Annotated in this window: 23 protein-coding genes and 1 pseudogene; 7 read left to right on the plus strand and 17 right to left on the minus strand. The window is 47.9% G+C overall.

Features of this window, described 5'->3' with window-relative positions; translation table 11 throughout:
* Positions 1-6: 6 nt before the first annotated feature.
* Complete coding sequence (locus tag L0M14_RS12665) at positions 7-171, plus strand: hypothetical protein (protein WP_235122406.1); 165 nt, start codon at positions 7-9, stop codon at positions 169-171.
* A gap of 87 nt (positions 172-258) precedes the next feature.
* Here the strand turns inward: L0M14_RS12665 and L0M14_RS12670 are convergent, their stop codons facing one another.
* The 3 genes from L0M14_RS12670 to L0M14_RS12680 all read right to left on the minus strand — a co-directional run bounded on the left by L0M14_RS12670 (position 259) and on the right by L0M14_RS12680 (position 2,432).
* A complete protein-coding gene (locus L0M14_RS12670; protein ID WP_235122407.1) occupies positions 259-891 on the minus strand; it encodes an NUDIX hydrolase in 633 nt (210 codons plus the stop codon).
* Positions 892-1,013: 122 nt separating this feature from the next.
* Positions 1,014-1,334 (minus strand): Dabb family protein, encoded by a 321-nt coding sequence (locus L0M14_RS12675; protein WP_235122408.1) that lies wholly within the window; start codon positions 1,332-1,334, stop codon positions 1,014-1,016.
* Positions 1,335-1,487: 153 nt separating this feature from the next.
* Positions 1,488-2,432: an AAA family ATPase gene (locus tag L0M14_RS12680; RefSeq protein ID WP_235122409.1), complete on the minus strand. Its 945-nt coding sequence runs from the start codon at positions 2,430-2,432 to the stop codon at positions 1,488-1,490.
* 140 nt (positions 2,433-2,572) lie between these two features.
* On the opposite strand from L0M14_RS12680, the gene L0M14_RS12685 reads away from it, so the two are divergent.
* The 3 genes from L0M14_RS12685 (at position 2,573) to L0M14_RS12695 (ending at position 4,527) form a co-directional block, all read left to right on the plus strand.
* Positions 2,573-2,749 (plus strand): hypothetical protein, encoded by a 177-nt coding sequence (locus L0M14_RS12685; RefSeq protein WP_235122410.1) that lies wholly within the window; start codon positions 2,573-2,575, stop codon positions 2,747-2,749.
* Positions 2,750-2,923: 174 nt separating this feature from the next.
* Positions 2,924-3,898, plus strand: a complete 975-nt coding sequence (locus L0M14_RS12690; RefSeq protein WP_235122411.1) for a YpdA family putative bacillithiol disulfide reductase — start codon at positions 2,924-2,926, stop codon at positions 3,896-3,898.
* A 326-nt stretch (positions 3,899-4,224) separates the two neighbouring features.
* Positions 4,225-4,527, plus strand: coding sequence for a hypothetical protein (locus tag L0M14_RS12695; RefSeq protein WP_235122412.1), 303 nt, complete (start codon positions 4,225-4,227; stop codon positions 4,525-4,527).
* Positions 4,528-4,598: 71 nt separating this feature from the next.
* Here the strand turns inward: L0M14_RS12695 and L0M14_RS12700 are convergent, their stop codons facing one another.
* The 5 genes from L0M14_RS12700 to L0M14_RS12720 all read right to left on the minus strand — a co-directional run bounded on the left by L0M14_RS12700 (position 4,599) and on the right by L0M14_RS12720 (position 9,917).
* Positions 4,599-5,153, minus strand: coding sequence for a DNA-3-methyladenine glycosylase I (locus tag L0M14_RS12700; RefSeq protein WP_235122413.1), 555 nt, complete (start codon positions 5,151-5,153; stop codon positions 4,599-4,601).
* A 209-nt stretch (positions 5,154-5,362) separates the two neighbouring features.
* Positions 5,363-6,208 carry a patatin-like phospholipase family protein gene (locus L0M14_RS12705; RefSeq protein ID WP_235122414.1) on the minus strand — a complete coding sequence of 282 codons (846 nt, stop codon included), beginning with the start codon at positions 6,206-6,208 and terminating at the stop codon, positions 5,363-5,365.
* Between the two features lie 182 nt (positions 6,209-6,390).
* Positions 6,391-7,995 (minus strand): DUF3369 domain-containing protein, encoded by a 1,605-nt coding sequence (locus tag L0M14_RS12710; RefSeq protein ID WP_235122415.1) that lies wholly within the window; start codon positions 7,993-7,995, stop codon positions 6,391-6,393.
* Complete coding sequence (locus L0M14_RS12715; protein WP_235122416.1) at positions 7,992-9,524, minus strand: sensor histidine kinase; 1,533 nt, start codon at positions 9,522-9,524, stop codon at positions 7,992-7,994. The genes L0M14_RS12710 and L0M14_RS12715 overlap by 4 nt, the downstream gene beginning before the upstream one ends.
* Before the next feature lie 12 nt (positions 9,525-9,536).
* A complete protein-coding gene (locus L0M14_RS12720; RefSeq protein ID WP_235122417.1) occupies positions 9,537-9,917 on the minus strand; it encodes a hypothetical protein in 381 nt (126 codons plus the stop codon).
* Positions 9,918-10,257: 340 nt separating this feature from the next.
* On the opposite strand from L0M14_RS12720, the gene L0M14_RS12725 reads away from it, so the two are divergent.
* Positions 10,258-10,575: a hypothetical protein gene (locus tag L0M14_RS12725; RefSeq protein ID WP_235122418.1), complete on the plus strand. Its 318-nt coding sequence runs from the start codon at positions 10,258-10,260 to the stop codon at positions 10,573-10,575.
* Between the two features lie 161 nt (positions 10,576-10,736).
* A pseudogene (gene udk / locus L0M14_RS12730) lies at positions 10,737-11,362 on the plus strand (uridine kinase).
* 147 nt (positions 11,363-11,509) lie between these two features.
* Here the strand turns inward: udk and L0M14_RS12735 are convergent.
* The gene (locus tag L0M14_RS12735; RefSeq protein ID WP_235122419.1) at positions 11,510-12,091 is read right to left on the minus strand and encodes a hypothetical protein; all 582 of its coding nucleotides are present in this window, start codon (positions 12,089-12,091) and stop codon (positions 11,510-11,512) included.
* Between the two features lie 123 nt (positions 12,092-12,214).
* Between L0M14_RS12735 and L0M14_RS12740 the strand changes: the two genes are divergently transcribed.
* Positions 12,215-13,333 carry an aminopeptidase gene (locus tag L0M14_RS12740; RefSeq protein ID WP_235122420.1) on the plus strand — a complete coding sequence of 373 codons (1,119 nt, stop codon included), beginning with the start codon at positions 12,215-12,217 and terminating at the stop codon, positions 13,331-13,333.
* 161 nt (positions 13,334-13,494) lie between these two features.
* Here the strand turns inward: L0M14_RS12740 and L0M14_RS12745 are convergent, their stop codons facing one another.
* From L0M14_RS12745 to L0M14_RS12775, 8 genes are all read right to left on the minus strand, one after another.
* Positions 13,495-13,932, minus strand: a complete 438-nt coding sequence (locus L0M14_RS12745) for a carboxymuconolactone decarboxylase family protein (protein WP_235122421.1) — start codon at positions 13,930-13,932, stop codon at positions 13,495-13,497.
* 94 nt (positions 13,933-14,026) lie between these two features.
* Positions 14,027-14,533, minus strand: a complete 507-nt coding sequence (locus L0M14_RS12750) for a L,D-transpeptidase (protein ID WP_235122422.1) — start codon at positions 14,531-14,533, stop codon at positions 14,027-14,029.
* On the minus strand, positions 14,527-15,510 hold the full coding sequence (locus L0M14_RS12755; protein WP_235122423.1) for a tetratricopeptide repeat protein: 984 nt from the start codon (positions 15,508-15,510) through the stop codon (positions 14,527-14,529). Before L0M14_RS12755 ends, L0M14_RS12750 begins: the two co-directional genes overlap by 7 nt.
* A 407-nt stretch (positions 15,511-15,917) precedes the next feature.
* Positions 15,918-16,844 carry an arginase gene (gene rocF / locus L0M14_RS12760; RefSeq protein ID WP_235122424.1) on the minus strand — a complete coding sequence of 309 codons (927 nt, stop codon included), beginning with the start codon at positions 16,842-16,844 and terminating at the stop codon, positions 15,918-15,920.
* A 16-nt stretch (positions 16,845-16,860) separates the two neighbouring features.
* The gene (locus tag L0M14_RS12765) at positions 16,861-17,616 is read right to left on the minus strand and encodes a proline dehydrogenase family protein (RefSeq protein ID WP_235122425.1); all 756 of its coding nucleotides are present in this window, start codon (positions 17,614-17,616) and stop codon (positions 16,861-16,863) included.
* A 47-nt stretch (positions 17,617-17,663) separates the two neighbouring features.
* Entirely contained in the window at positions 17,664-17,789 is a 126-nt protein-coding gene (locus L0M14_RS31020) for a hypothetical protein (RefSeq protein ID WP_260115466.1), read from the minus strand.
* Between the two features lie 25 nt (positions 17,790-17,814).
* Positions 17,815-19,365 (minus strand): L-glutamate gamma-semialdehyde dehydrogenase, encoded by a 1,551-nt coding sequence (gene pruA / locus L0M14_RS12770; protein WP_235122426.1) that lies wholly within the window; start codon positions 19,363-19,365, stop codon positions 17,815-17,817.
* Positions 19,362-20,591, minus strand: a complete 1,230-nt coding sequence (locus L0M14_RS12775; protein WP_235122427.1) for an ornithine--oxo-acid transaminase — start codon at positions 20,589-20,591, stop codon at positions 19,362-19,364. The genes pruA and L0M14_RS12775 overlap by 4 nt, the downstream gene beginning before the upstream one ends.
* Between the last annotated feature and the right edge of the window lie 22 nt (positions 20,592-20,613).

Genomic DNA, 20,613 nt, shown 5'->3' on the forward strand with positions numbered 1-20,613 from the left:
AACCAGATGGGTATACTAACTTTTATTTCCATGATCATTAGCGGATCTATCTTCAGCGCAGGCTTATTACTTATGTTTAAACAAAAGAAAGCAACCGGTGTTGCCTTGATGGCACTGTCTATCGTCTGCTATATCGCGTATGTCTATATCGCGCACGCTTATTTCGTTTAGGGGATTTACAAGATTATCTTAACCAATCGCTTTTGCCCAATCTTCGAAGAAGAACAGGCCAAAGCGATTTTTAATTTGTGCTGCTTCCTATAGGCCCAGCTTATCAATTCCTCGAAACACCAGTTCGTAATAATCTTGGGGATGCGGTACGATATCGTTCAGCGCAATCCTTCTCTGCACCGCTTGTAATGATCCATTCAATGTAAGCAGTACGCCTTCAGCCGAAATGGCATCCAATTGATGAGTAATCAGTTCACGAAACTGCTGCAAGGGCACAGCAAATAGTCCGCTTACTTCTTCAGGCTGGAGCATGTACTCCTTCAGCGGTCGGTCGTGTTTAAAAACAAAGACATGACAGAATTCCCGATCCGCCAACTGCTCACTGATGACATCTTCTTCGGCATAGATCCCACATGGAAGCAGCTCGTCGAATTGAGCCTCAATCCCCAGTTCCTCCGCAAGCTCTCTCACTCCATCATATATGGTTTCACCTGCAGCCAGGTGTCCGGCACAAGAAATGTCCAGCAGATCAGGGAACAAATCCTTGTCGGGATGCCGAAGCTGCAGCAGAATCATCGGTGCTTCCTTTTCACAACTTACGATCCAGCATTGAAAGGTTTGATGCCACATGCCTTTAGCATGCACTTCTGAGCGGGGAGCAGCCCCGATCCGGTTCATGTTCTCGTCGAATATATCAAACCATTCTTCCTCTTTACTCACAGCAGCTCGCCTCTCCTTACTCCTTCATGCTATAGCTTTTTTAGTATACCATGTTTCCCCAGCCATGAAGTAAAAAGGCACCCTGCTCTGCAGATTGCAGACAGGATGCCTTCAACAAATTACTAGGAGTGCAGCGCTTCATGAAGCTTGAAGTCGATCTCCTGAAAACGGCTAACTTCCTTCAACCATCGTTCCGCCACATATTTTTGATGCACAGGATGTTGATTATAAGCTTCATACGCCGCCTGATCGGCAAAAACCATGGAAAATCCATAATCAAACTCGTTCTTGGAGCTCACCTGATGAAATACTTCAAAATGCTCTACACCAGGAATCGGAGCTAGCTCCGCAGCGCTTGTTTTTAGAAAAGCTTCTGCTTCCGGTGTATCCTTGCCTGCATGCAGACTGAACGTAACCATGTGTTTAATCTTCGTAAGACTCATTATCCATCTACTCCTCTATGACAAGCTTGACTTCATTATACCCGATCCTAAGAGGCGGGATAAGAGCTATACTAGCTTTCACCAACTTACTTCGAGGTAACTATCTATAAATTGAGCTTTGTAATCTTACTTAATGGTATCTTTCGTATCTTTCTAAATGGGGTTCGCAATCATACTTTCATACTTCATAACAGCTTCCGTATGAAGCTGCTCTGTACTCCTTGAGAGAGACCGCAAGGTGTCCAAAATCTCCTCTACTTCCTCCAGCTTAAGCTCTACCTGGGACAAGGTTTCATGAATTTTCCCTTGTACCATCCAGTCGCTAATCATGCCATCGAAGAAGTAATCGGCGAATCGAAGAAAGCTGCTGATATTGAGTTCGATCGACATCGTCAACTGCACATCGTTCAGCTCCTTCTCCAAGTGACTGAGGCTTTGCTGTGCATACTTGATCTCATCCATTGCTTCGTCGATTTTGCCATTCTTGATGTAGGTGGACATGAATCCTCCGCCCAGCATATCGTAAGTACCCCAGTTTTTGGCCGATCGTAGCTTCTCCTGAGCTTGGCTTACATAGTGTACAACAGTGCTAGCAGCTTTAATTGCTTCGTTTAGCTCCTTCCCTCTGCGTTCGAGTTCCGCTCTTTGCTTTGCAAGATCCTGCAGCTGCCTTGCTTTCACAGGATCCGTTTGCAGGATGCAGGCCTCTATCTTGCCGGAAATATCCTCCACTTCCAAATCCCAAAATCGTACAGCATGCAAGCGTTCTTTGACTTGCTCAATTCGGCTTTCGATCTCGATCAGCTCCCTAAGAGCTTCATCATATTTCAGCTTGGCTTCCAAAGCCTCTTGCTCCTCTGCGGCCAGCTTCGCTTCTTTTTTGTTCACCAAGTCATACAGCATGCTTTTGAATGATCCTTGCTTTAATTTGTCAACATCCTTTTGTTCTTTACGCAGCTGCTCCTCCCATACCCCTACAAGCCGCTTTTGCCGCTCTAGATCCTGCTCCAACGAGGCTAAGCGTTCCTTCCAAATTCTCTGCAGCCGCCCCTTTTCTTTTGCTTCCGCCAGTTGCATTGCCCATTGTGACAAGTTCATGGTCTGTCCTCCGTTTCCAATTGTTTCCTAACTTATGACGTTACAGCACATGATGAAGTTTCAAAACCTTGAATAAAATGGCTGCTTGCAGTACAGGTTAAGGCTGAACCATATTTGACATGCAAAGGAGCCAACATTTCATGGAAAATAGAAAACATGCAGGCAACTACACCGGATCCGCTAATATGAAAGCGGAAAATCAAGATATGGAGTTTGTGAACGATACGCTCGAGAATGCGCCCAATACAACTCCCGTTAACATTGCTGAAGATGATATCAGCGAAGGCAATGAAGGCAAACAATTAAATCAACGATAGACAGCAGCTTTTTATTATCGTTCTTCCAGCATGCAGTCGTGGCGGTCTGATTGATCGCACAAGGCTGCATGCTTCCATGTGACCTCGCAACCTGTGTCCTTTCTTGGCAATCTCCTATTCATTGAGGTAGTATGAATAGAGGTCTACCTTTATTACAGATGGAGGAATGCGAATATGGAACAGGTTATTGTCATTGGAGCAGGTCCTTGCGGGTTATCAGCAGCTGTAGCCTTGCAGCGTGCCGGCCTTTCTCCGCTTCTTATAGAAAAAAGCTGTCTCGCGCACTCAATCTATTTATATCCGACATATTTACAATTTTTCAGCACGCCTGAGCTGCTCGAAATTGGCGGCTACCCTTTTGTGACTCCGAACGACAAGCCGTATCGCCAAGAGGCGTTGGTCTACTACCGCGAAGTTGCGGCCCGGGAACAGCTGCGAATCCAGTCCTATGAGGAAGCTACTTCCTTGCAAAAGACAGACCAGGGATTCTTAGTACATACCAAGAACCGCTTTGGGAAGGAAGCGAGCTATCACACACGATTTGTTGTTGTGGCGACGGGGTACTTCGATGATCCGAACATGATCGGCATACCTGGGGAAGAGCTCTCCAAAGTTTCCCATTACTATAAAGAGGCTCATCCATACACCGGAGCGAAAGTGGCTATCATCGGAGGAAACAACTCCGCGGTAGATGCTGCCATGGATTTACTTCGAGTTGGAGCAGAGGTTACGGTCATTTATCGGGGCAGCAGCTTCTCCGCCAACATTAAACCTTGGGTACGCCCGCTGTTTGAGAGCATGGTCAATAAAGGCCGCATCTCGATGTGGTTCGACTCACAAGTCGAACGGATCGAGGAAGAACAGATTTTCGTCCGGCGCAGCGGTGAACTGGTTACCTTACACAATCATTTCGTACTCGCTTTAACCGGGTTTAGACCGAACCGTCGGTTATTAACGGATATCAGCGTCGCCTTCCATGAAGAGACCGGAGCCCCCTTGGTCCAGACCGAATCTATGGAAACGAACATCAAAGGGTTGTACGTTGCCGGCGTTGTCGCTTCTTCCAAATATGATGCTAATGAGATTTTTATCGAAACCGGACGGATGCATGGGCTTGCGATTACAGAGCATATCCGGTCCGTCTTGTAACATATAGGCCAGCAAAAAAGAACAGCTAGCGCGGAACCTCGACCAGGTTACGCCGGCTGTTCTTTTCTGCTTACTACTTGGATTTCTTTTTCGCAGCCGAATGCCCCAGCTTTTCTGTATGACCGGCTTGCGATTCGACTTCTTGTGAGCCGTTTTCTTTTTTATTGGCCATCGTCTTTCCCTCCTGTTCTCACTCAGGATCTTGTAACGATCATAGTATGAATAGTTGAAACAAAATTCATACAGCCCCTTCCATTACGAACAAACGTTTGGTATAATCAGGATATACAAACAAACGTTCTATTTGAGTGAAGGAGGTAGTTTACATGATGAATTCCAGTCACAATTTCCGGTTTATTGAGAGAGATTATTGGTACCATAAGGCATTGTGTAACTCCGACAGTCTTCTGCCTTCTCAGATTGACGAGCTGTTAGATGAAGATGACCATCATTACTGCGATTACACATTCAAGTTTTATGACGATGGCTCTGTAACCATCATAGATAATGATACGAACACAAGAATTAAGCCTCGGGAACTAACCGGTGCCGTATATGATTTCTACATTCGCAAGCGAATACACCTTATAAAATCAAATCTGCAGGAGAAGCTGCTTCAGTATGCGTAATTCGCTCCTCTCATAATGAAAGGCACGCCCCCACCGACCTAGTCAGTGAAAAGCGTGCCTTTTTACATCACTCACGATGAATATTTAAAGCAGCTCTTAATATGATCGTTCACCATTCCCGTTGCCTGCATAAACGCGTAGCAAATGGTGGATCCGACAAATTTAAAGCCGCGCTTCTTCAGGTCCTTACTCATCGCATCCGACTGCGGTGTGCTTGCAGGAACCATGCTCAGGCTCTCCCAATGATTGTGGATCGTTGCTCCGCCAACAAAGTTCCAGATATACTTGTCAAAGCTGCCAAACTCCTGCTGTACCTTCAGAAATGCCTTCGCATTAGTGACTACAGCTGCAATCTTGAGACGATTTCGCACAATCCCAGGATCTTGCAAGAGCTGTTCTAGCTTATGCTCATCGTACTCCGCTATCCGCTCGGCATCAAATTGATCGAATGCCGCCAAGTAATTCTCTCGCTTCTTGAGAATCGTGTACCAGCTCAACCCTGCTTGAGCCCCTTCAAGATTCAGCATTTCGAACAGCTTACGATCGTCATGGACAGGCACACCCCATTCATGGTCGTGATAATCTACATATAAGGGATCTTCATTCACCCAACCGCATCTTTCCATCGTCCATCTCTCCTGCTTCCCAATAAGGTATCGAACATACGTTCCTGTTCTATTATAATAGTTAAGCTGTCCGAAGTCTAGTTACTTCCTTCAATCTATCCAGCACCATGGACATGAAAAAAGCCCCTCTCTCGGCTTCTGCTTGAACGGACACCAAGCATGAAAACCAGAGTAGGGAACTTCCTTATTTCGAACGATTACAGGCTTACTTAGACCCACGTCATGATGCTTTCATTCGCTCTCTTCGCATCTGCATATCCGAGATTAAACAGATCCTCCAGCTTCTGAGGGTTTTTCTCCATTCGCCCGACCTGAACTGTTGTGGAGGGACGTATCACAATTGCACTGCCCTCCTGCTCAAGCTGATCGATCGTTTCCAACGTGTGATTATAGATTTCGCTTCTTCGAACGAGGACGTCAACAAGCCCTCCATACTGCGGATAAAAGCTTTTGGCCAGCCATCTTTGCTTGAAGGGACGCTTCCGATAGCCCTGCTCTTTCGTTAAGACGATGATATGCTTCCGGTTCCCGTCTGCCATTGATTTCTCGATCGGAATGGGGTCCACCAAGCCTCCGTCAAACAAGATTCTGCCGTCATAATGAATGGGCGTCGAGACGAACGGAAGACTGCTTGAAGCTTGAACGATCGGCAGCGTATGTTTGCCAAGCTCATCTTTGGTGTAGTAGACGGCTTCTCCTGAATGGGCATCCGTCGTACCGATGACAAATTGCTGCGAGGAGGTGTAAAATGTATCGTAATCGAAGGGCTCCAATCGTTCCGGCAGCTCTTTAAATATAAAATCCATACCAAAAATACTCTTTTGACGGAACAAATTCCGGTAGCTGAGATACCGGGAATCACCGATATACCCAATCGTTACACGCTTGTTGCGCCCGGGTTGCCGGGAAATATAAGAAACAGCATTACAAGCGCCGGCAGAAACCCCCACAATATAAGGAAAATACCACTTCTGCTCCATGAAATATTCCAAGACCCCTGCGGTGTATACGCCCCTCATACCTCCGCCTTCTAACACGAGTCCGATTCCTTCCAAGGTGACACCTTCTTTCTATTACCTCTATAGCCCATTCTAGCATACAGGAAATGTAAACCAAAAGAAACGCCTCCCGGTCTTCGCAAACAAGACCAAGAGGCAGTATGCATACTGTATCTTCCTACAAATCGGATTGAAAGCCCGATACGCTTCGTTTTTGCCGAATTTCCTTGCAGCAGGAGCTAATCTCCTTGCCGAGCTTCCTGATATTGGTCTTTGATCGCCAGAAATTCATCCAGACTGCCCAGGAACAGATCTACAATTTGAGGGTCAAAATGCCGCCCTCTTTCGCTTTGCAGCAGCTCCAGTACCCGGTCCAGCTCCCAAGCCTTCTTATACACGCGATCGCTGCACAGCGCATCAAAAACATCCGCCAACGCCGTAATGCGGCCATAGATATGAATCTCATTCCCCTTTAATCCTTGAGGGTAGCCCGAGCCGTCATATCGCTCATGATGCTGTCTGGCAATGATGGCAGCAGCAGTCAGTACCTGCTTATTTGAATGCTTCAGCATTTCATAGCCGAGTATCGAGTGTGTTTTCATTACGTCAAACTCTTCCTGTGTTAGCTTACCAGGCTTATTCAAGATGGCGTCGGGGATTCCCACCTTGCCCACATCATGCATAGGTGAGGCTAGTCGAATGACATCCGCCTCTTGCTCGGACAGCCCGTATTTCAGCGCGAGGAGATAGGAATATTCCGCGACTCTTTTAACATGGTGACCTGTTTCCTTCGAGCGGGTTTCCGTAATTTCACCCATCGTATAAATGATTTCCTTCTGCGTGCTTTCGAGCTCATCGCTCAGATACAGATTCTCAAAAGCCACCGAAACGTTAGCACAATAGATATCAATTAAGTAATGCTCCCATTCACTTAGTTCATTAAAACCGTTCATATAGATGACATTTTCCATGCCCATCTTGCTTTGAAAATAGACGGCAAAATGGTCCAAGCCAAAGCTGCTTTTCTTGGTGTGAAAAGCTTGCTCAATCTGGTCCATCACGTCCGTGGGCACAACATCTCTGGCTTTCTTGTCGCTGCTTGAGGCGTAATCGCCGCTAGCTGCTAGCACATAAATATCCTCCACACCGCGTGTGACAGCAAAGCTGCAATGGATCGCATTCGGATGTAAATTGACGATGGAGGTCATCTGGGTCAGTACACCTGAAGCAAACTTCTTCATCGATTGAAGCTCAAATAACGTTGCGGACGACTTGATGATTTCCTCCAAACCGGAGCGGCTCTTTTCAATCGTCTTGATGTCCCTGTAAGAACGAAGCGATGAGACAACCGTCGTGAACAGCTTTTGGGTGGTCAGCTCCGTTTTCTCCTTGTAATCATTAATATCATAATCCATAATGACGGTCTTCTCGGGAGCTTGTCCCGGCTGTCCTGTACGGAGAATGATCCGGATCGATCTATTCTTTAATTCCTCGCGGATATATTTGACAACCTGTAAGCCCGCATCTTCTTGCTCCATGACCACATCGAGCAGGATCAAAGCGGCGTCAGGCTTACTCTGGAGCAGCTGGCGGGCTTCTATTCCCGAATATGCGCTATGAAATTCCAGCTTCCTGCCGTCGAGCTCGAAGTCCTGAAGGACCATTTTGGTCACTTGATGAATTTGCTTTTCATCATCGGCGATGAGGACAATCCAAGGCTCACGTCCACTGTGCGGCAGGTCGATTGCATCTGTATCTTCATCAGCAAACAAGAGTAAATCGTCGTCTTGATCGCCCGCGAAGAGCAAGTCGTTTTTTCCAATTACATCATCGTTCATACTCATCGTAGGGACTCCTCTTCTACCGGAATTTCTATATGAAACAAACTGCCTCGTCCAACCACGCTGCAGCATTCAATCGTCCCGCCCAAAGTTTGGGTCACGAGATTGTAGACAATATTCATGCCAAGACCCGTCCCGCCTTTACCGCGGCTTGTGGTGAAGAACGGATCGAATATTTTCTCCAAGACATCCGGCCGCATCCCTCTGCCGTCATCGGAATAAAACAGCTTCACTCTTCGGTCTTCGCTTTCAACACGAATGGTAAGATTGCCTTCTTCCTCCGGTTCGAACGCATGGTTCAAGGAATTCATAACCAGATTGGTAATAATCTGTGAAATGGCGCCTGGAAAACTATACAGTTCCAGTTTGTCGCTGCATTCAATATGTACGCGAAGCCGTGTTTTTTTCAGCGTAGGCTTCAAGCTCACCACAATGCCCTCGAGATACTCCAGTAAATGAAATGAACGCTTCTCTTCCACACTTTGATCCGAGGATATTTGCTTGAAGCTCCGGATCAGCGATGAAGCTCTCTCTAGGTTGCTTTGAACCATCGTATTGGTTTCCAGCACGACGGAGAGAAATTGCTCCAGATCGGATTTTTTCATTTTGCCTGATTGGTAGAGATCCTGGAAGAATCTCGCCTTCTGATCCAAATAAGAAACCGCGGTTACGCCGACACCGATCGGTGTATTGATCTCGTGAGAAACTCCTGCGACCAGACTCCCAAGCGCACTCATTTTTTCCGATTGGATTAATTGATCCTGTGTTTTCTTGAGCGTATTGAGTGCTTGCTGCAGCTCCTCGTAGCGTTCCTCCAAATTCGTCACCATGTCGTTAAAAGCCTCCGACACAACCTCAATTTCCGGTGAAGCATAGAACTCCAGTTTCTCCAGCTTGCCGCCGCGCATCACATGCAGTGCTGCTTCACGAAGCTTCGTCAGCGGGATGATTACGATTCTGCGAAGAATCAGCCATAATAGAGCGGAAAGCAGCACAGCAACCGTAATTCCCACTGCAAAAATTATTTTTGTGCGATTGTTCAGCAGGGCCGTCTCTTCCGTAGAATCGAGGATGACCTCTACCGCTCCAACGACTTGACCGTCCACTTGCATCGGAGCGGTAAGCCGAACAACCGGCTTATCATTCTCTTCCATCGGCAAGCGGTCCACGACCGGCTTATCCTGGGGAAGCTTCATCTTAAGACCCGGGAGCTTCGTGCCGATTTCATCACGCCTTGATGAAGCCAGGATTTCACCTTGTTCATTGTACATCTTCAATTCAAGAACTTTATCATTTTTATATTTAATATAGTCAAATATTTGCTGGACATCGCTTATGGAACGCGACTCCTCGTATCTCCCGTTGATGGCAATCGTCATACCGCTGATTTGGCTCACATACGCCTGACGAATCGATTTATTCAAGCTCACCGAATCCACGGCCATCATGACGGAAAGCATCAGCACCGTAACCCCGGTAATCATGATAACAATTCGTTTCTGCAAGCTGACTCGATTCTGAATCTTGGACATGTATCTAGTCTCCTATTTCACTTCAATGTCGAGCGATTTGCTCACATTGTATGGAGTATGGTCATTATTGTGCAGGGAGACTTTGATATTATGGGGGCCCTTGCTAAGAGGCTGCAGAACCGTAGAGCTGTCTGTAATGATTTGATTTTCTCCATTATCCAAAGAAAGATGGATATGCCCTTCCCCTTCTTTGCGCTCCTTGTTGTAATGCTCTTTAGAAATGATCATGTTTGTTTTGAACTGCAGCGTCGCAGCATCACCCGCTACGGCGACATCAACGTCCAAAGTAGGTGTGAATGCAGCCTTTGGCGTGGATTCGACGCTCTTTGCAGCACAGCCGGTCAAAGCTGTCGCCAGGATGATTGCGATGCTGATCTGCTTGAGAAACTTCATATGATTTTCAGCCCCTATGTATGCGTAAAATTGGTTTCCGCAGCTAGATAGACACGGATATCTCAAGCTTATAAAACTAGCTGGGTACTTGTCTACTTTTATTTTAACACGTGTTTTTCATAGACTTCGAATCCTGTGTGTTTTCTTAGACACTGCCAATTCGGAATTTTCAGACAAATGTTGTCGAAAAAGCTGATGTCCTATCGTTTTTTGCGCTTGCCCAGGAAATAAAAACATTTCCCCCGGCACAGGAATGATTTCCCCTGCTTTGGAGCAATGTAGTAATGGGCAAGAAGCCGAACCCAGTGTCGCTAACAACTCTATTAGGAGGTTCATTCTTATGGTTGATACAAGACAGCATCAAGAGCCGATCCGACATGCGAAAGAAGCGGCTGAACAAGCCATCATGGTTGCGCAGAAAGCAGAGCATAATCTGCAAACTGCCATGACCAAAGCTGATCCGCAGGCTATTCAGTCCGCTCAAGCTGCACTTGAGCAAGCAAAGCATCAGGTTGCTGAGGCCTGTGAGCAATTGGAGACTTTCAATAATGAACAGTATGGTCCGCAAATCCGCCAAACCCTGGAGCAACTGCACCAAGCATCCCAGGATGTAGAAGCCAATCAAAACAAGTTTCACACGCCAAAGCAAATCCGATAATTCCTTGAAATAGTCCGGGCAAAGCGATCGTTATAGCGGTCGCTTTCTTCCTATTATTTCCTAGCTATTCGACTTCTTTGGAACTTCTTTTTCAAACGGCATTCATTGTGTTACACTATGGGATGAATAAGCTTACGTCACTTGGGGAGGCACTACATTTCATGCTTGTTATTGGTATTGCCGGAGGCAGGGATCCGGAAAAACGACAGTCGCCCGTTCCATTATGAATAAATTAGGCGGTGCGAACGTCACACTCATCTCGCAGGACAATTATTATCTTCATCATAGCGGACTATCATTTGCCGAGCGGGAACGAATCAATTACGATCATCCGAATGCCTTTGATAACCGGCTGCTGCTTCAGCAACTGGATGAACTAAGAAACGGCCAAGCCGTAGATATACCGATATATGACTTTGCTACCCACTCTAGAAGCACGCAAACCCTTCGCATTGAGGTCAAGCCCATCGTTCTGCTGGAAGGCATTCATGTCTTAACCGATGCCGATCTAAGAGCTGCACTTGATATCAAGGTATTTGTAGACACGGATCCGGATGTACGTATCCTAAGGAGACTGTCGCGCGATATTAATGAAAGAGGACGAACGCTCGAATCCGTCTTTGATCAATATTTGACAACCGTTAAACCCATGCACGACGCCTTTATCGAGCCTGCCAAGAAATATGCGGATATCATTATTCCTGAAGGCGGAGAAAACGAGATTGGCATTCACATGTTGACCATTCTTACAGAACGTTACATGACCGATCATGCAGCAAACGTGTAAGAGCTTCTTTACTAGACGTTAATGAAAAAGACACTCATGCCGTTCCGAGGAACAGGCGGAGTGTCTTTTTACGATGCATTCAAAAAGTTTGCGATACATTCGAAAAGTTTACGATGCATTCGTGACGCTTGCGATGCACCCTAGAAGCTAATCTTCTAGAATAGAAGCATGCTGAAAATCCACTACTTCCAAACGGTCCTGATACGCAGCGATTTTGTCATTCAATGGGACGTGGTATCTGCTCATAATCACAAGTCTAAGTTTCTTGATCCACTGGTCGAAGGAGGAGTAGGTCACAAACAAATTAGCATACCGATCACTGATGCACAAGAAGTAAGGGCCGTGGTATTTATCGGTAAGAAAGTTTAGCGATGTATCCATGGGGGTATACTTCTTCCTCTTCCCTTCCCAGCTGTCAATATGAAGCGGTACCTCCCAAGCCGATTGCTTTGCAAGCTCTTCCAGGTGCTTCATTCTTGCGTGATAGGGAGCTTCACTGCTAATACTCATTCTGCGCAGTGTCTCTTCGTGCTGAGGGTAAAGAACCACACGGGCAAAATTACGCTGATTCGCCCAATTCATCAGAGCAGCCATATCCTCCTCATTCCAGTCCTCAAAGGTTTCCATGATAAACAGTGTGCCTCTTCGTGACTGAGCTGGAGGCTCATAGCCGTAAGGAACCTTGATTTGACTTTTGCCATACTGAAATCCTCCTCCCTCTTTCGCCATTTCTCTTGTAGCATATCCGTATTACGGCTCACGAATGCTTGACTCCACGTATATTCGCATCCCCATTAGGAATAAGCTATACTTTGATAGTACCAATACTTGCAAAAGGGAGCACCTTTTATTATGAGAGATCCAAGACTTCTAATCTTCGCACGCAATATTATTCGATATTCGGTAAATCTTCAACCCGGCGAGAACCTACTTATTGAAATGATCGGAGTCAAGGACCCCGAGCTGGCCAAGTGTCTGATTGAGGAAGCCCGCGCAGCGGGAGGCAACCCGTTCATCGAGCTCAGGGACCCGGCAATTACTCGCAGTATGCAGCTGCACGCCACACAAGAACAAATGACGATGTGGTCTGAGTTCGAGCTCGTGCGAATGAAAAAGATGGATGCTTACGTTGCTGTTCGCAGCGGGGATAACATTACGGAATCCTCCGATGTGCCGGACGATCAAATGAAGCTGTATTTGACCTATTTTCAAAGGCCTATCTTTAATGAAAGAATTAATCATACGAAATGGTGTGTCATGCGCTATCCGAACCCTTCCATGGCCCAGCTTGCCAGTATGAGCACGGAAGCATTTGAAGATTTCTATTTCAATGTATGCAATTTGGATTACAGCAAAATGGCGAAGGCCATGGAGTCCTTAGTCAATCTCATGAACAGGACGGACCGTGTCCGCATCGTTTCGCCTGGAACGGATCTCAGCTTTTCCATTAAAGGCATTGGCGCCGTCCCTTGCTCTGGACGAAGAAATATACCGGATGGCGAGGTCTATACCGCTCCTGTCAAAGATTCCGTGAACGGTGTAATCAGCTACAATACCCCGACGATCTATTCAGGTTCATCCTTCGAAAACATCGTACTCCGCTTTGAAAAAGGTAAAATCGTGGAAGCGAACAGCAACAACACGAAAAAACTGAATGATATTTTGGACACGGATGAAGGTGCGCGGTATATCGGTGAATTCGCTATAGGCGTAAATCCGTATATCCAGCATCCGATGAAAGATATTTTGTTTGACGAGAAAATCGACGGCAGTATTCACTTCACGCCCGGTCAAGCCTATGAACAAGCCGATAATACGAACCGCTCCTCTGTCCACTGGGATTTGGTGCTTATTCAGCGCCCTGAATACGGCGGCGGTGAAATCTACTTTGACGATGTGCTGATTCGCAAAGACGGCAGATTCGTAGTAGCCGAGCTGGAACAGTTGAATCCGGAGCACTTAAAAGCTTAACACGTTAAGAGTACCCAACATACTGGAGCCTCTACTTCGAAGCTAGTACAGGAACTTTACGGGAGCCTTCCCCGTTTGTTATTAATTCTGAAAAGAAAGCAAATAGCCGCAAGCACCCGTTTGTACACGGAGCCTGCGGCTTTCGATTTTATTTAACAGAATTAATCAGGAATCATTCCGGTAGCAACAGCGAGACGGTTCCAGCAATTAATGGCATTAATCGCCATCAGTAAAGCTGTTAACTCCTTGCCGTTAAAGTGATAAGCGGCTTCGTCATAGATCTCCTGAGGCACTCCTCCCTCAGCAATACGCGTAACCGCCTCTGTCAAAGCAAGCGCTGCTCTTTCGGAAGGCGAATAGATCGGAGCCTCTCTCCAGGCGTTAAGCAGATAGATCCGCTGTTCGGTCTCCCCGTATTTCCTGGCATCCCTCGCATGCATGTTCAAGCAAAACGCACAGCCGTTGATTTGGGAAGCTCTCAGCTTGACAAGTTCAAGTAGCGTCGTGCTTAGCCCGCTTTGTTTGACGAACTGCTCCAGACCCAACATGGCTTGATAAGCTTCTGGATATTCCTGCGCATAATTCATTCTTTGTTTCATATTCATTTCCTCCCATAGGTTTGTTAGTTGCACACCTACAGGACGAAACACGAAACGATGTTGTGACAAAGCAGCGCCCAATTCTGCAAAGAATTTAGCCTAGCCAGTGAAAAACGGTATGCACCGGTGTTTCGTCAAGCTGCGGCAGCGTGTTCGGCAGCAACTGCTGAAGATTCACTGTTTGACTTTCTGGGCTTCCCTGTGAAGAATTCGCTGCAATATGAACCTTGGTTCCTTTCGGTACAAAATTATAGAGCTGTCTCACATCCTCATTGGACATGCGAATACATCCCTTGGAGAGATCTACTCCTATCGAAGAAGGGTCATTCGTTCCATGAATGGCAAAGCTGCCTAATCCAAGCCCTGCAGAGCCGTACACTCCAGGTTTACTGCCTAACGGATCGAGTACGCGCTCTTTGACTATAAAGTCGCCTTCGGGCGTACTGCCTTCCTTCCCTAATCCTACAGCTTTGTCCCACATTATTTCAGAGCCGTTCATCAGCATGAGCCGGTGAGTGGATTTGCTGATTTCCACATATAGCGGCTCGAAGGGCTCGTTCTGACCTCCAGGCACATTGGCATAAAAAGCAGCGTTCAGCATCTCTGCGGCAGAATTGTAAACCCACCCCCTGTACCATCATAAATAGGAGATATGTCGGCACTGCCGGATACGGCTTCTAACGGGATGAAGCTGATGTAATTATCGGGATAGCTCTGAAAGAGCTCTTCCAAGCTACTGGGCAAATAGCCATGGTCGGAGCGGTAGCTCTCTAATGCCGTGCGAACAAAATTAGCACCAAGCGCGCTTTGCGGCTGGTGCTGGCTGTATTGCGGGTTTAAAAAGCGGATTTTGACCGTGCTGTCCGTAGCAGGATGATACTCAGCAATAACAAAAGCGCTTTTCATCATTTCATCATTTGTGAGTAGCACCGTTTTCCCGATATCGCCGCGGCTTGTGGCTGCAAGTCCATAAATCATGATATTCTGATCCGGCAGATCATCTGACAGCTCCAGCGCCTTTTTATGAAGGGTTGACTCCAAATCGGATTTCGCTGTATCCGGGGATATGTACATGATGTATGGCACATCTACCGTCTCATACGTGACAGAACTCCCTGTGCCCCACTTCATCAATCTCGATACGGTGGTACCAATGGCTTTATCTCCAAAAAACAAAGTCAGCAGCATCAAGTTGACAATGAACAGTACGATCAGAAGCGTTTTCATAAAAGGAGGCAGGATTGGTTTCCTAGCATGTCCCGCTTCAGCTGCTGCAGCTGTTTCCATCAAAGCTGTATGGGAATTCTCCAGCTCATAAATGGCTCGATTCGCAGCAGAATAAAACGGAGACGGGTAGGTCTTCAATACCTGCTTATAATGGAAAATCGCTCTCTTGCGGTTTCCGCTAGCCTGATACCGCTGCCCAAGCTTGTAATGCGCTTCGGGGGAATTCGGGTCGACATAACGGATCACCTTGTCATAGTACATGGGATCAGACGGACTGATATACAAATTCTTGTGCAGATGAACCAGATGGTCATCGAGATGGTTGCGAAATCGTTGTCCTGGGCGAATCATTCCTCTCCTCCCCAATCAAGATGATACAATACGTATCTGATACATAATGTATCATGTTCCGTAGGAAATTGACAATAGTTTTTATCGAGTCCTGCGCATGTTTCTATCCGCAATTGCAAATCCTGTATCTCTGGAGGTGATAAACATGAGTGGCAGAAACAATAAACCAAAGAACAATGGTCCGGCTAGCAGTCCTTCCCGTCTGGATCAATATGGAGACCGTGCAGTCCAACAAGAAAAACAGGAATCCAAGCAGCGCCAATAGCCATAATCGTTTTAGAAAATTGGCAAACAAAGAGTCTAGATAGGAATACTATCCTGTCTAGACTCCATTTGTCGATCAAGTAGGGTCCATTACAAGTTTTCGCAGCTTTTCTCCAATTGCTGATGACTAATCAGGTCCACCCCTACAGAATTCTTTCCCCAAACAACGAAGCAATTAACGATACAGCCAGCTTCGCGGTTTGATTCCGATGGTCCAGGATCGGATTGATCTCGACGAATTCCGCACTGACCAGCACACCCGCATCGGAGAGCATCTCCATGGCGAGGAAGCTCTCGCGAGCCGTCAGGCCCCCAGGAACGGGAGTTCCAACACCCGGTGCATATCCAGGATCCAGTCCGTCCAGATCCAGGCTTAGATGAACGCCTGACGTTCCGCGAGATACCTGCTCGATGGCCTGCTCCATCACTCTGGACATGCCTAGACGGTCAATTTCGTGCATCGTAAATACAAGTATGCCCCTCTGTTTTAAATATGCCTTCTCTCCAGGATCCAGCGACCTTGCCCCCACAATCGCCACATGCTCGGGCTTCACCTTGGGAAAATCCCCTCCGATGGCCGTCAGCTTGGGATCCCCATGACCTAAGGCAACCGCAAGAGACATACCATGAATATTGCCTGACGGTGAAGTAGATGCCGTATTCACATCTCCATGTGAATCAAACCAGATGACTCCGACTTCCTCGTGATGCTGTCTAACGCCCGACAGGGAACCGATAGCGATACTGTGATCGCCACCAAGTACTAACGGGAACATACCTTGCTGCATCGCATGATCGACCGCGACGCTAAGCTCACCGTTCACGCGTGCGATTTCATCTAAATACTTCAGACTGCCGACTCCTTGCGGAGAAGGACAGCTAGCAGTCGCTGCATGCCTTCGTACAACTAGATCTCCTTGGTCAAAGAGCTGATAGCCAAGATTCAGCAGGCTTTTCTCAAGTCCTGCGCAACGGATGGCGCTCGGCCCCATATCGACCCCTCTGCGATCCGCCCCCAAATCCATAGGGACGCCAATGATAGCCACATTCGGATAGAGTCCGGGATTCATGTTTGCAGCACCTCCCCTATTTGGCGAACAGTCCTTTGGCAACGAACCACAGGTTCGCCGGTCTTTCGGCGATGCGTCTAGTAAAGTACGGGTACCACTGATCTCCGAACGGGGTGTAGACTCGCACTTTATATCCCTCACTAGCAAGCTGACGCTGCAGAGCAGGACGGATCCCATACAACATCTGAAATTCAAACTGTTCTCTGTCAATGTCCTCAGCTTCAGCGAACATGTTCAGCAGGGCAATCATCTGCTCGTCATGTGTAGCAATTGCGGTATAACATCCTGAAGCAAGCAAGCTTTGCGCCAAATGCAAGTAATTGTAATCCACGTCCTTCTTACGGGGAAAAGCCAGTTCAGGAGGCTCGTGGTACGCTCCCTTCACAATCCGAACATTAGCCCCCATTTTGACAAGTTCAGCGATATCCTCTTCCGAACGGTACAAGTATGCTTGAATCACGATTCCGATCGTTTCATGGCCAAATTCAGCAGCGAGCTGGCGATACAGCTCTAGCGTCGTCTGAGTTAAGCTGGAATCTTCCATGTCGATCCGGATGAAAATGCCCAATTGAGCGGCGCATGCACAGATACGCCTCATCTGCTCCAGACAAAAGGCTGGGTCGAAGCATACGCCCAATTGGGACAATTTCACGGAAACATGAGAATTCAGCTTGTGCCCCGCAATAGCTTCAAGCGTCATTAGAATACCGCTTGCAGCCTTCTCCGCCATCTCTCTGTCCGAGACGCTTTCCCCGAGCAGATCGAGTGTCACATGGAGACCTTCCTTGTTCAGAGCCCTCACGGCTTCAATCGCGGCGTCTAATGATTCCCTGCTACAAACCGGCTGACACCGGAGGCTAACCCATATTTACGAAACCAAGAATGGATCACCCGGTTATTGGCAATGCCCAGGATACTTTGGCGAAGGAATGCATTCATACCCATGCGCTCCCGCTCCTTTCCCCTTCTGTTAGAGCAGCTCAGACACGAGTTTCAGCTGTGTGAATAACATCAGATAATCCGGACCGCCCGCCTTGGAATCCGTTCCAGACATATTGAAGCCCCCGAAGGGATGCACCCCTACTGTAGCCCCCGTACACTTGCGATTGATATATAGATTACCGACATGGAATTGTGCTTTCGCTTGTTCAATAGCAGCTCTGCTCTTGGCATAGATGCTGCCGGTAAGACCAAATTCTGTTTGGTTGGCGATGCGCAGCGCTTCGTCCCAGTTCTCCGCTTTGGCAAATGCAAGCACGGGACCGAATATTTCCTCCTGCATGAGACGGGCATCCGGCTGCACGTCGGCAACGATCGTAGGCTCAATAAAGAATCCGTCTGCCGATATCGCCGAGCCTCCGGTTAGCACGTTGCCTTCCTGCTTAGCAATCTCCAGGTACTGGATGATTTTGCGCTGGCTTCTTTCATCGATCACAGGTCCTGTGAAGTTCGCGGCATCACGTACATCACCGATTTTCAGCTTTTGAGTAAGCTTGACGCATTTGTCCAACACTTGGTCATATACATCTTTATGGACAATCGCCCGCGAGCATGCGGAGCACTTTTGACCCGAATAACCGAATGCAGAACTCACGATTCCAGCCGCAGCAAGATCGAGGTCCGCATCATGATTAACGATAATGCCATCTTTGCCGCCCATCTCAGCCACGTATCTTTTGATCCATTTCTGACCAGGGGATACTTTAGCCGCGAGCTCGGATATATGTAGACCGACATCCTTTGAGCCTGTAAAGGAAATAAACCGAACACGGGGGTGCTGTACCAAGTAATCGCCGATTTCTTCTCCACTTCCCGGCATATAATTGACAACACCTGCAGGTATCCCTGCATCTTCAAGCAGCTCAACGAACTTATAAGCGATGATCGGGGTCTGGCTGGAGGGCTTCACCACTACGGTATTGCCTACGGCAATGGCAGCCGTTGTCATCCCTGCGAGTATAGCCAGTGGGAAGTTCCAAGGGGATACTATCACTCCTACGCCCAAGGGAAGATACGTCAAACGGTTAATTTCTCCGCTAGCACCAAATAACTCTGAAGAAGCCCGTGCCGACAATTTGCCGACCTGTCTGGCGTAATACTCCATAAAATCGATGGCCTCCGCTGTATCCGCATCGGCTTCTACCCTGCTTTTGCCGGCCTCCAGCACCAGCCATGCCGAGAATTCATGCTTACGGCGCTTAAGTAAAGCAGCCGCTTTTAACAGCAGATCAGCGCGGCTTTCCGGCGTTTCCCGCGACCAGTGCACATAAGCCTTCTCAGCGGCATCTACAGCAGCACCCGCTAACAGCTCATCAGCTTGCGAGGCCAAGCCTACCGTTTCGTTACGGTTGGAAGGGTTAAGAGAGCGAATATGGCGGGTGGTATTCACTCGTTTCCCTCCGATCACGAGAGGAACCTCCAGACCAGCTTGGCGTGAAACCTCGTCTAACGCCGACTGAAACGCTTTGGCAACAGCTTCATCCCCAAAGTTCGACAATGGCTCCGGAGCATAGGGAATCATGGTTCAACCACCTCCTGTTGGGCATCATCAGTTTGATTCAAAACCTTCACAACCCTCTCTATCGCCCAATCAAGCTCACTCTGATCAATAATTAACGGCGGCGCTAATCGAACCGTGTGAATATGGGTATCCTTTGCTAAGATACCGGCTTTCAGAAGCCTTTCGCAGTAAAGTCTGGCAGCCTCAGTGAGCTCAATGCCAACAAATAGACCTCTGCCGCGTATGTCCTTAACACGCGGATGTGTCAGCCGCTGCCGAAGCTGTTCAATCAGATAGTCACCTAGCTCCAAAGAGCGGTCAGGCAGTTGTTCCTCTACGATGACATTCATCGCTGCGATCGATACTGCACAGGCAAGCGGGTTGCCTCCAAATGTGGAACCATGAGAGCCGGGTTCCAGAACATCCATGACCTCGCTGTCAGCGCACACGGCGGAAATGGGCAGAATACCTCCACCTAGTGCTTTTCCGAACGTATATATATCCGGATTTACTTGTTCCCACTGACAGGCAAACAGCTTGCCGGTGCGGCCGAATCCGGTCTGTATTTCATCGGCGATAAGCAGAACCCGCTGCTGCTTACACAGCTCCGCGGCATTGCTCAGATAGCCGTCAGGCGGAATACGTATGCCAGCCTCCCCTTGAATAGGCTCCACGAGAAAAGCAGCTGTGTTTGCTGTGATAGCTTCAGACAGTGCATCGAGATCACCGTAAGGAACCACGCGAAAACCGGGTGTAAAAGGCCCAAACCCTCGGGTATATTCCGCGTTCGTCGAGAAGGAAGTGACCGACAGCGTCCTGCCATGAAAATTCCCTTCGCAAACAATGATTTCCGCATGGTCATCAGGGACTCCCTTGACATCGTATGCCCATCTTCGGGCAATTTTCAAAGCCGTCTCTACCGCTTCAGCGCCTGTGTTCATCGGCAGCACCCGTTCCTTGCCTGACAGAGCAGACAGACGCTCCATCCAGTCTCCCAGCACTTCGCTATGGAAGGCTCTGGACGTCAGCGTGACCTTGTCAGCCTGTTCCTTCAGCGCTTGAATGACGGCCGGATGGCGGTGACCTTGATTGTGAGCGGAATACGCGCTGAGCATATCCATATATTTGTTTCCAGAAGCATCTTCTACCCAGACACCTTCCGCAGCTGTAATCACTACAGGAAGCGGCCCGTAATTACGAGCACCGTAACGTTCCGACTGCCGGATCATCTCTTCGAAATGCTTCATGACAGAATCACCTCCGCTGATA

Source organism: Paenibacillus hexagrammi, from assembly GCF_021513275.1.
GTDB lineage: Bacteria > Bacillota > Bacilli > Paenibacillales > NBRC-103111 > Paenibacillus_E > Paenibacillus_E hexagrammi.

Excerpts from the sequence above, each read along its gene's own strand:
- L0M14_RS12665 (WP_235122406.1), top strand. The coding sequence starts at position 7 with ATGGGTATACTAACTTTTATTTCCATGATCATTAGCGGATCTATCTTC.
- L0M14_RS12675 (WP_235122408.1), bottom strand. The coding sequence starts at position 1,334 with ATGAGTCTTACGAAGATTAAACACATGGTTACGTTCAGTCTGCATGCA.
- L0M14_RS12680 (WP_235122409.1), bottom strand. The coding sequence starts at position 2,432 with ATGAACTTGTCACAATGGGCAATGCAACTGGCGGAAGCAAAAGAAAAG.
- L0M14_RS12685 (WP_235122410.1), top strand. The coding sequence starts at position 2,573 with ATGGAAAATAGAAAACATGCAGGCAACTACACCGGATCCGCTAATATG.
- L0M14_RS12690 (WP_235122411.1), top strand. The coding sequence starts at position 2,924 with ATGGAACAGGTTATTGTCATTGGAGCAGGTCCTTGCGGGTTATCAGCA.
- L0M14_RS12695 (WP_235122412.1), top strand. The coding sequence starts at position 4,225 with ATGATGAATTCCAGTCACAATTTCCGGTTTATTGAGAGAGATTATTGG.
- L0M14_RS12700 (WP_235122413.1), bottom strand. The coding sequence starts at position 5,153 with ATGGAAAGATGCGGTTGGGTGAATGAAGATCCCTTATATGTAGATTAT.
- L0M14_RS12710 (WP_235122415.1), bottom strand. The coding sequence starts at position 7,995 with ATGAGTATGAACGATGATGTAATTGGAAAAAACGACTTGCTCTTCGCG.
- L0M14_RS12715 (WP_235122416.1), bottom strand. The coding sequence starts at position 9,524 with ATGTCCAAGATTCAGAATCGAGTCAGCTTGCAGAAACGAATTGTTATC.
- L0M14_RS12720 (WP_235122417.1), bottom strand. The coding sequence starts at position 9,917 with ATGAAGTTTCTCAAGCAGATCAGCATCGCAATCATCCTGGCGACAGCT.
- L0M14_RS12725 (WP_235122418.1), top strand. The coding sequence starts at position 10,258 with ATGGTTGATACAAGACAGCATCAAGAGCCGATCCGACATGCGAAAGAA.
- L0M14_RS12735 (WP_235122419.1), bottom strand. The coding sequence starts at position 12,091 with ATGGCGAAAGAGGGAGGAGGATTTCAGTATGGCAAAAGTCAAATCAAG.
- L0M14_RS12740 (WP_235122420.1), top strand. The coding sequence starts at position 12,215 with ATGAGAGATCCAAGACTTCTAATCTTCGCACGCAATATTATTCGATAT.
- L0M14_RS12745 (WP_235122421.1), bottom strand. The coding sequence starts at position 13,932 with ATGAAACAAAGAATGAATTATGCGCAGGAATATCCAGAAGCTTATCAA.
- L0M14_RS12750 (WP_235122422.1), bottom strand. The coding sequence starts at position 14,533 with ATGCTGAACGCTGCTTTTTATGCCAATGTGCCTGGAGGTCAGAACGAG.
- L0M14_RS12755 (WP_235122423.1), bottom strand. The coding sequence starts at position 15,510 with ATGATTCGCCCAGGACAACGATTTCGCAACCATCTCGATGACCATCTG.
- rocF (WP_235122424.1), bottom strand. The coding sequence starts at position 16,844 with ATGAATCCCGGACTCTATCCGAATGTGGCTATCATTGGCGTCCCTATG.
- L0M14_RS31020 (WP_260115466.1), bottom strand. The coding sequence starts at position 17,789 with ATGGGTATGAATGCATTCCTTCGCCAAAGTATCCTGGGCATTGCCAAT.
- pruA (WP_235122426.1), bottom strand. The coding sequence starts at position 19,365 with ATGATTCCCTATGCTCCGGAGCCATTGTCGAACTTTGGGGATGAAGCT.
- L0M14_RS12775 (WP_235122427.1), bottom strand. The coding sequence starts at position 20,591 with ATGAAGCATTTCGAAGAGATGATCCGGCAGTCGGAACGTTACGGTGCT.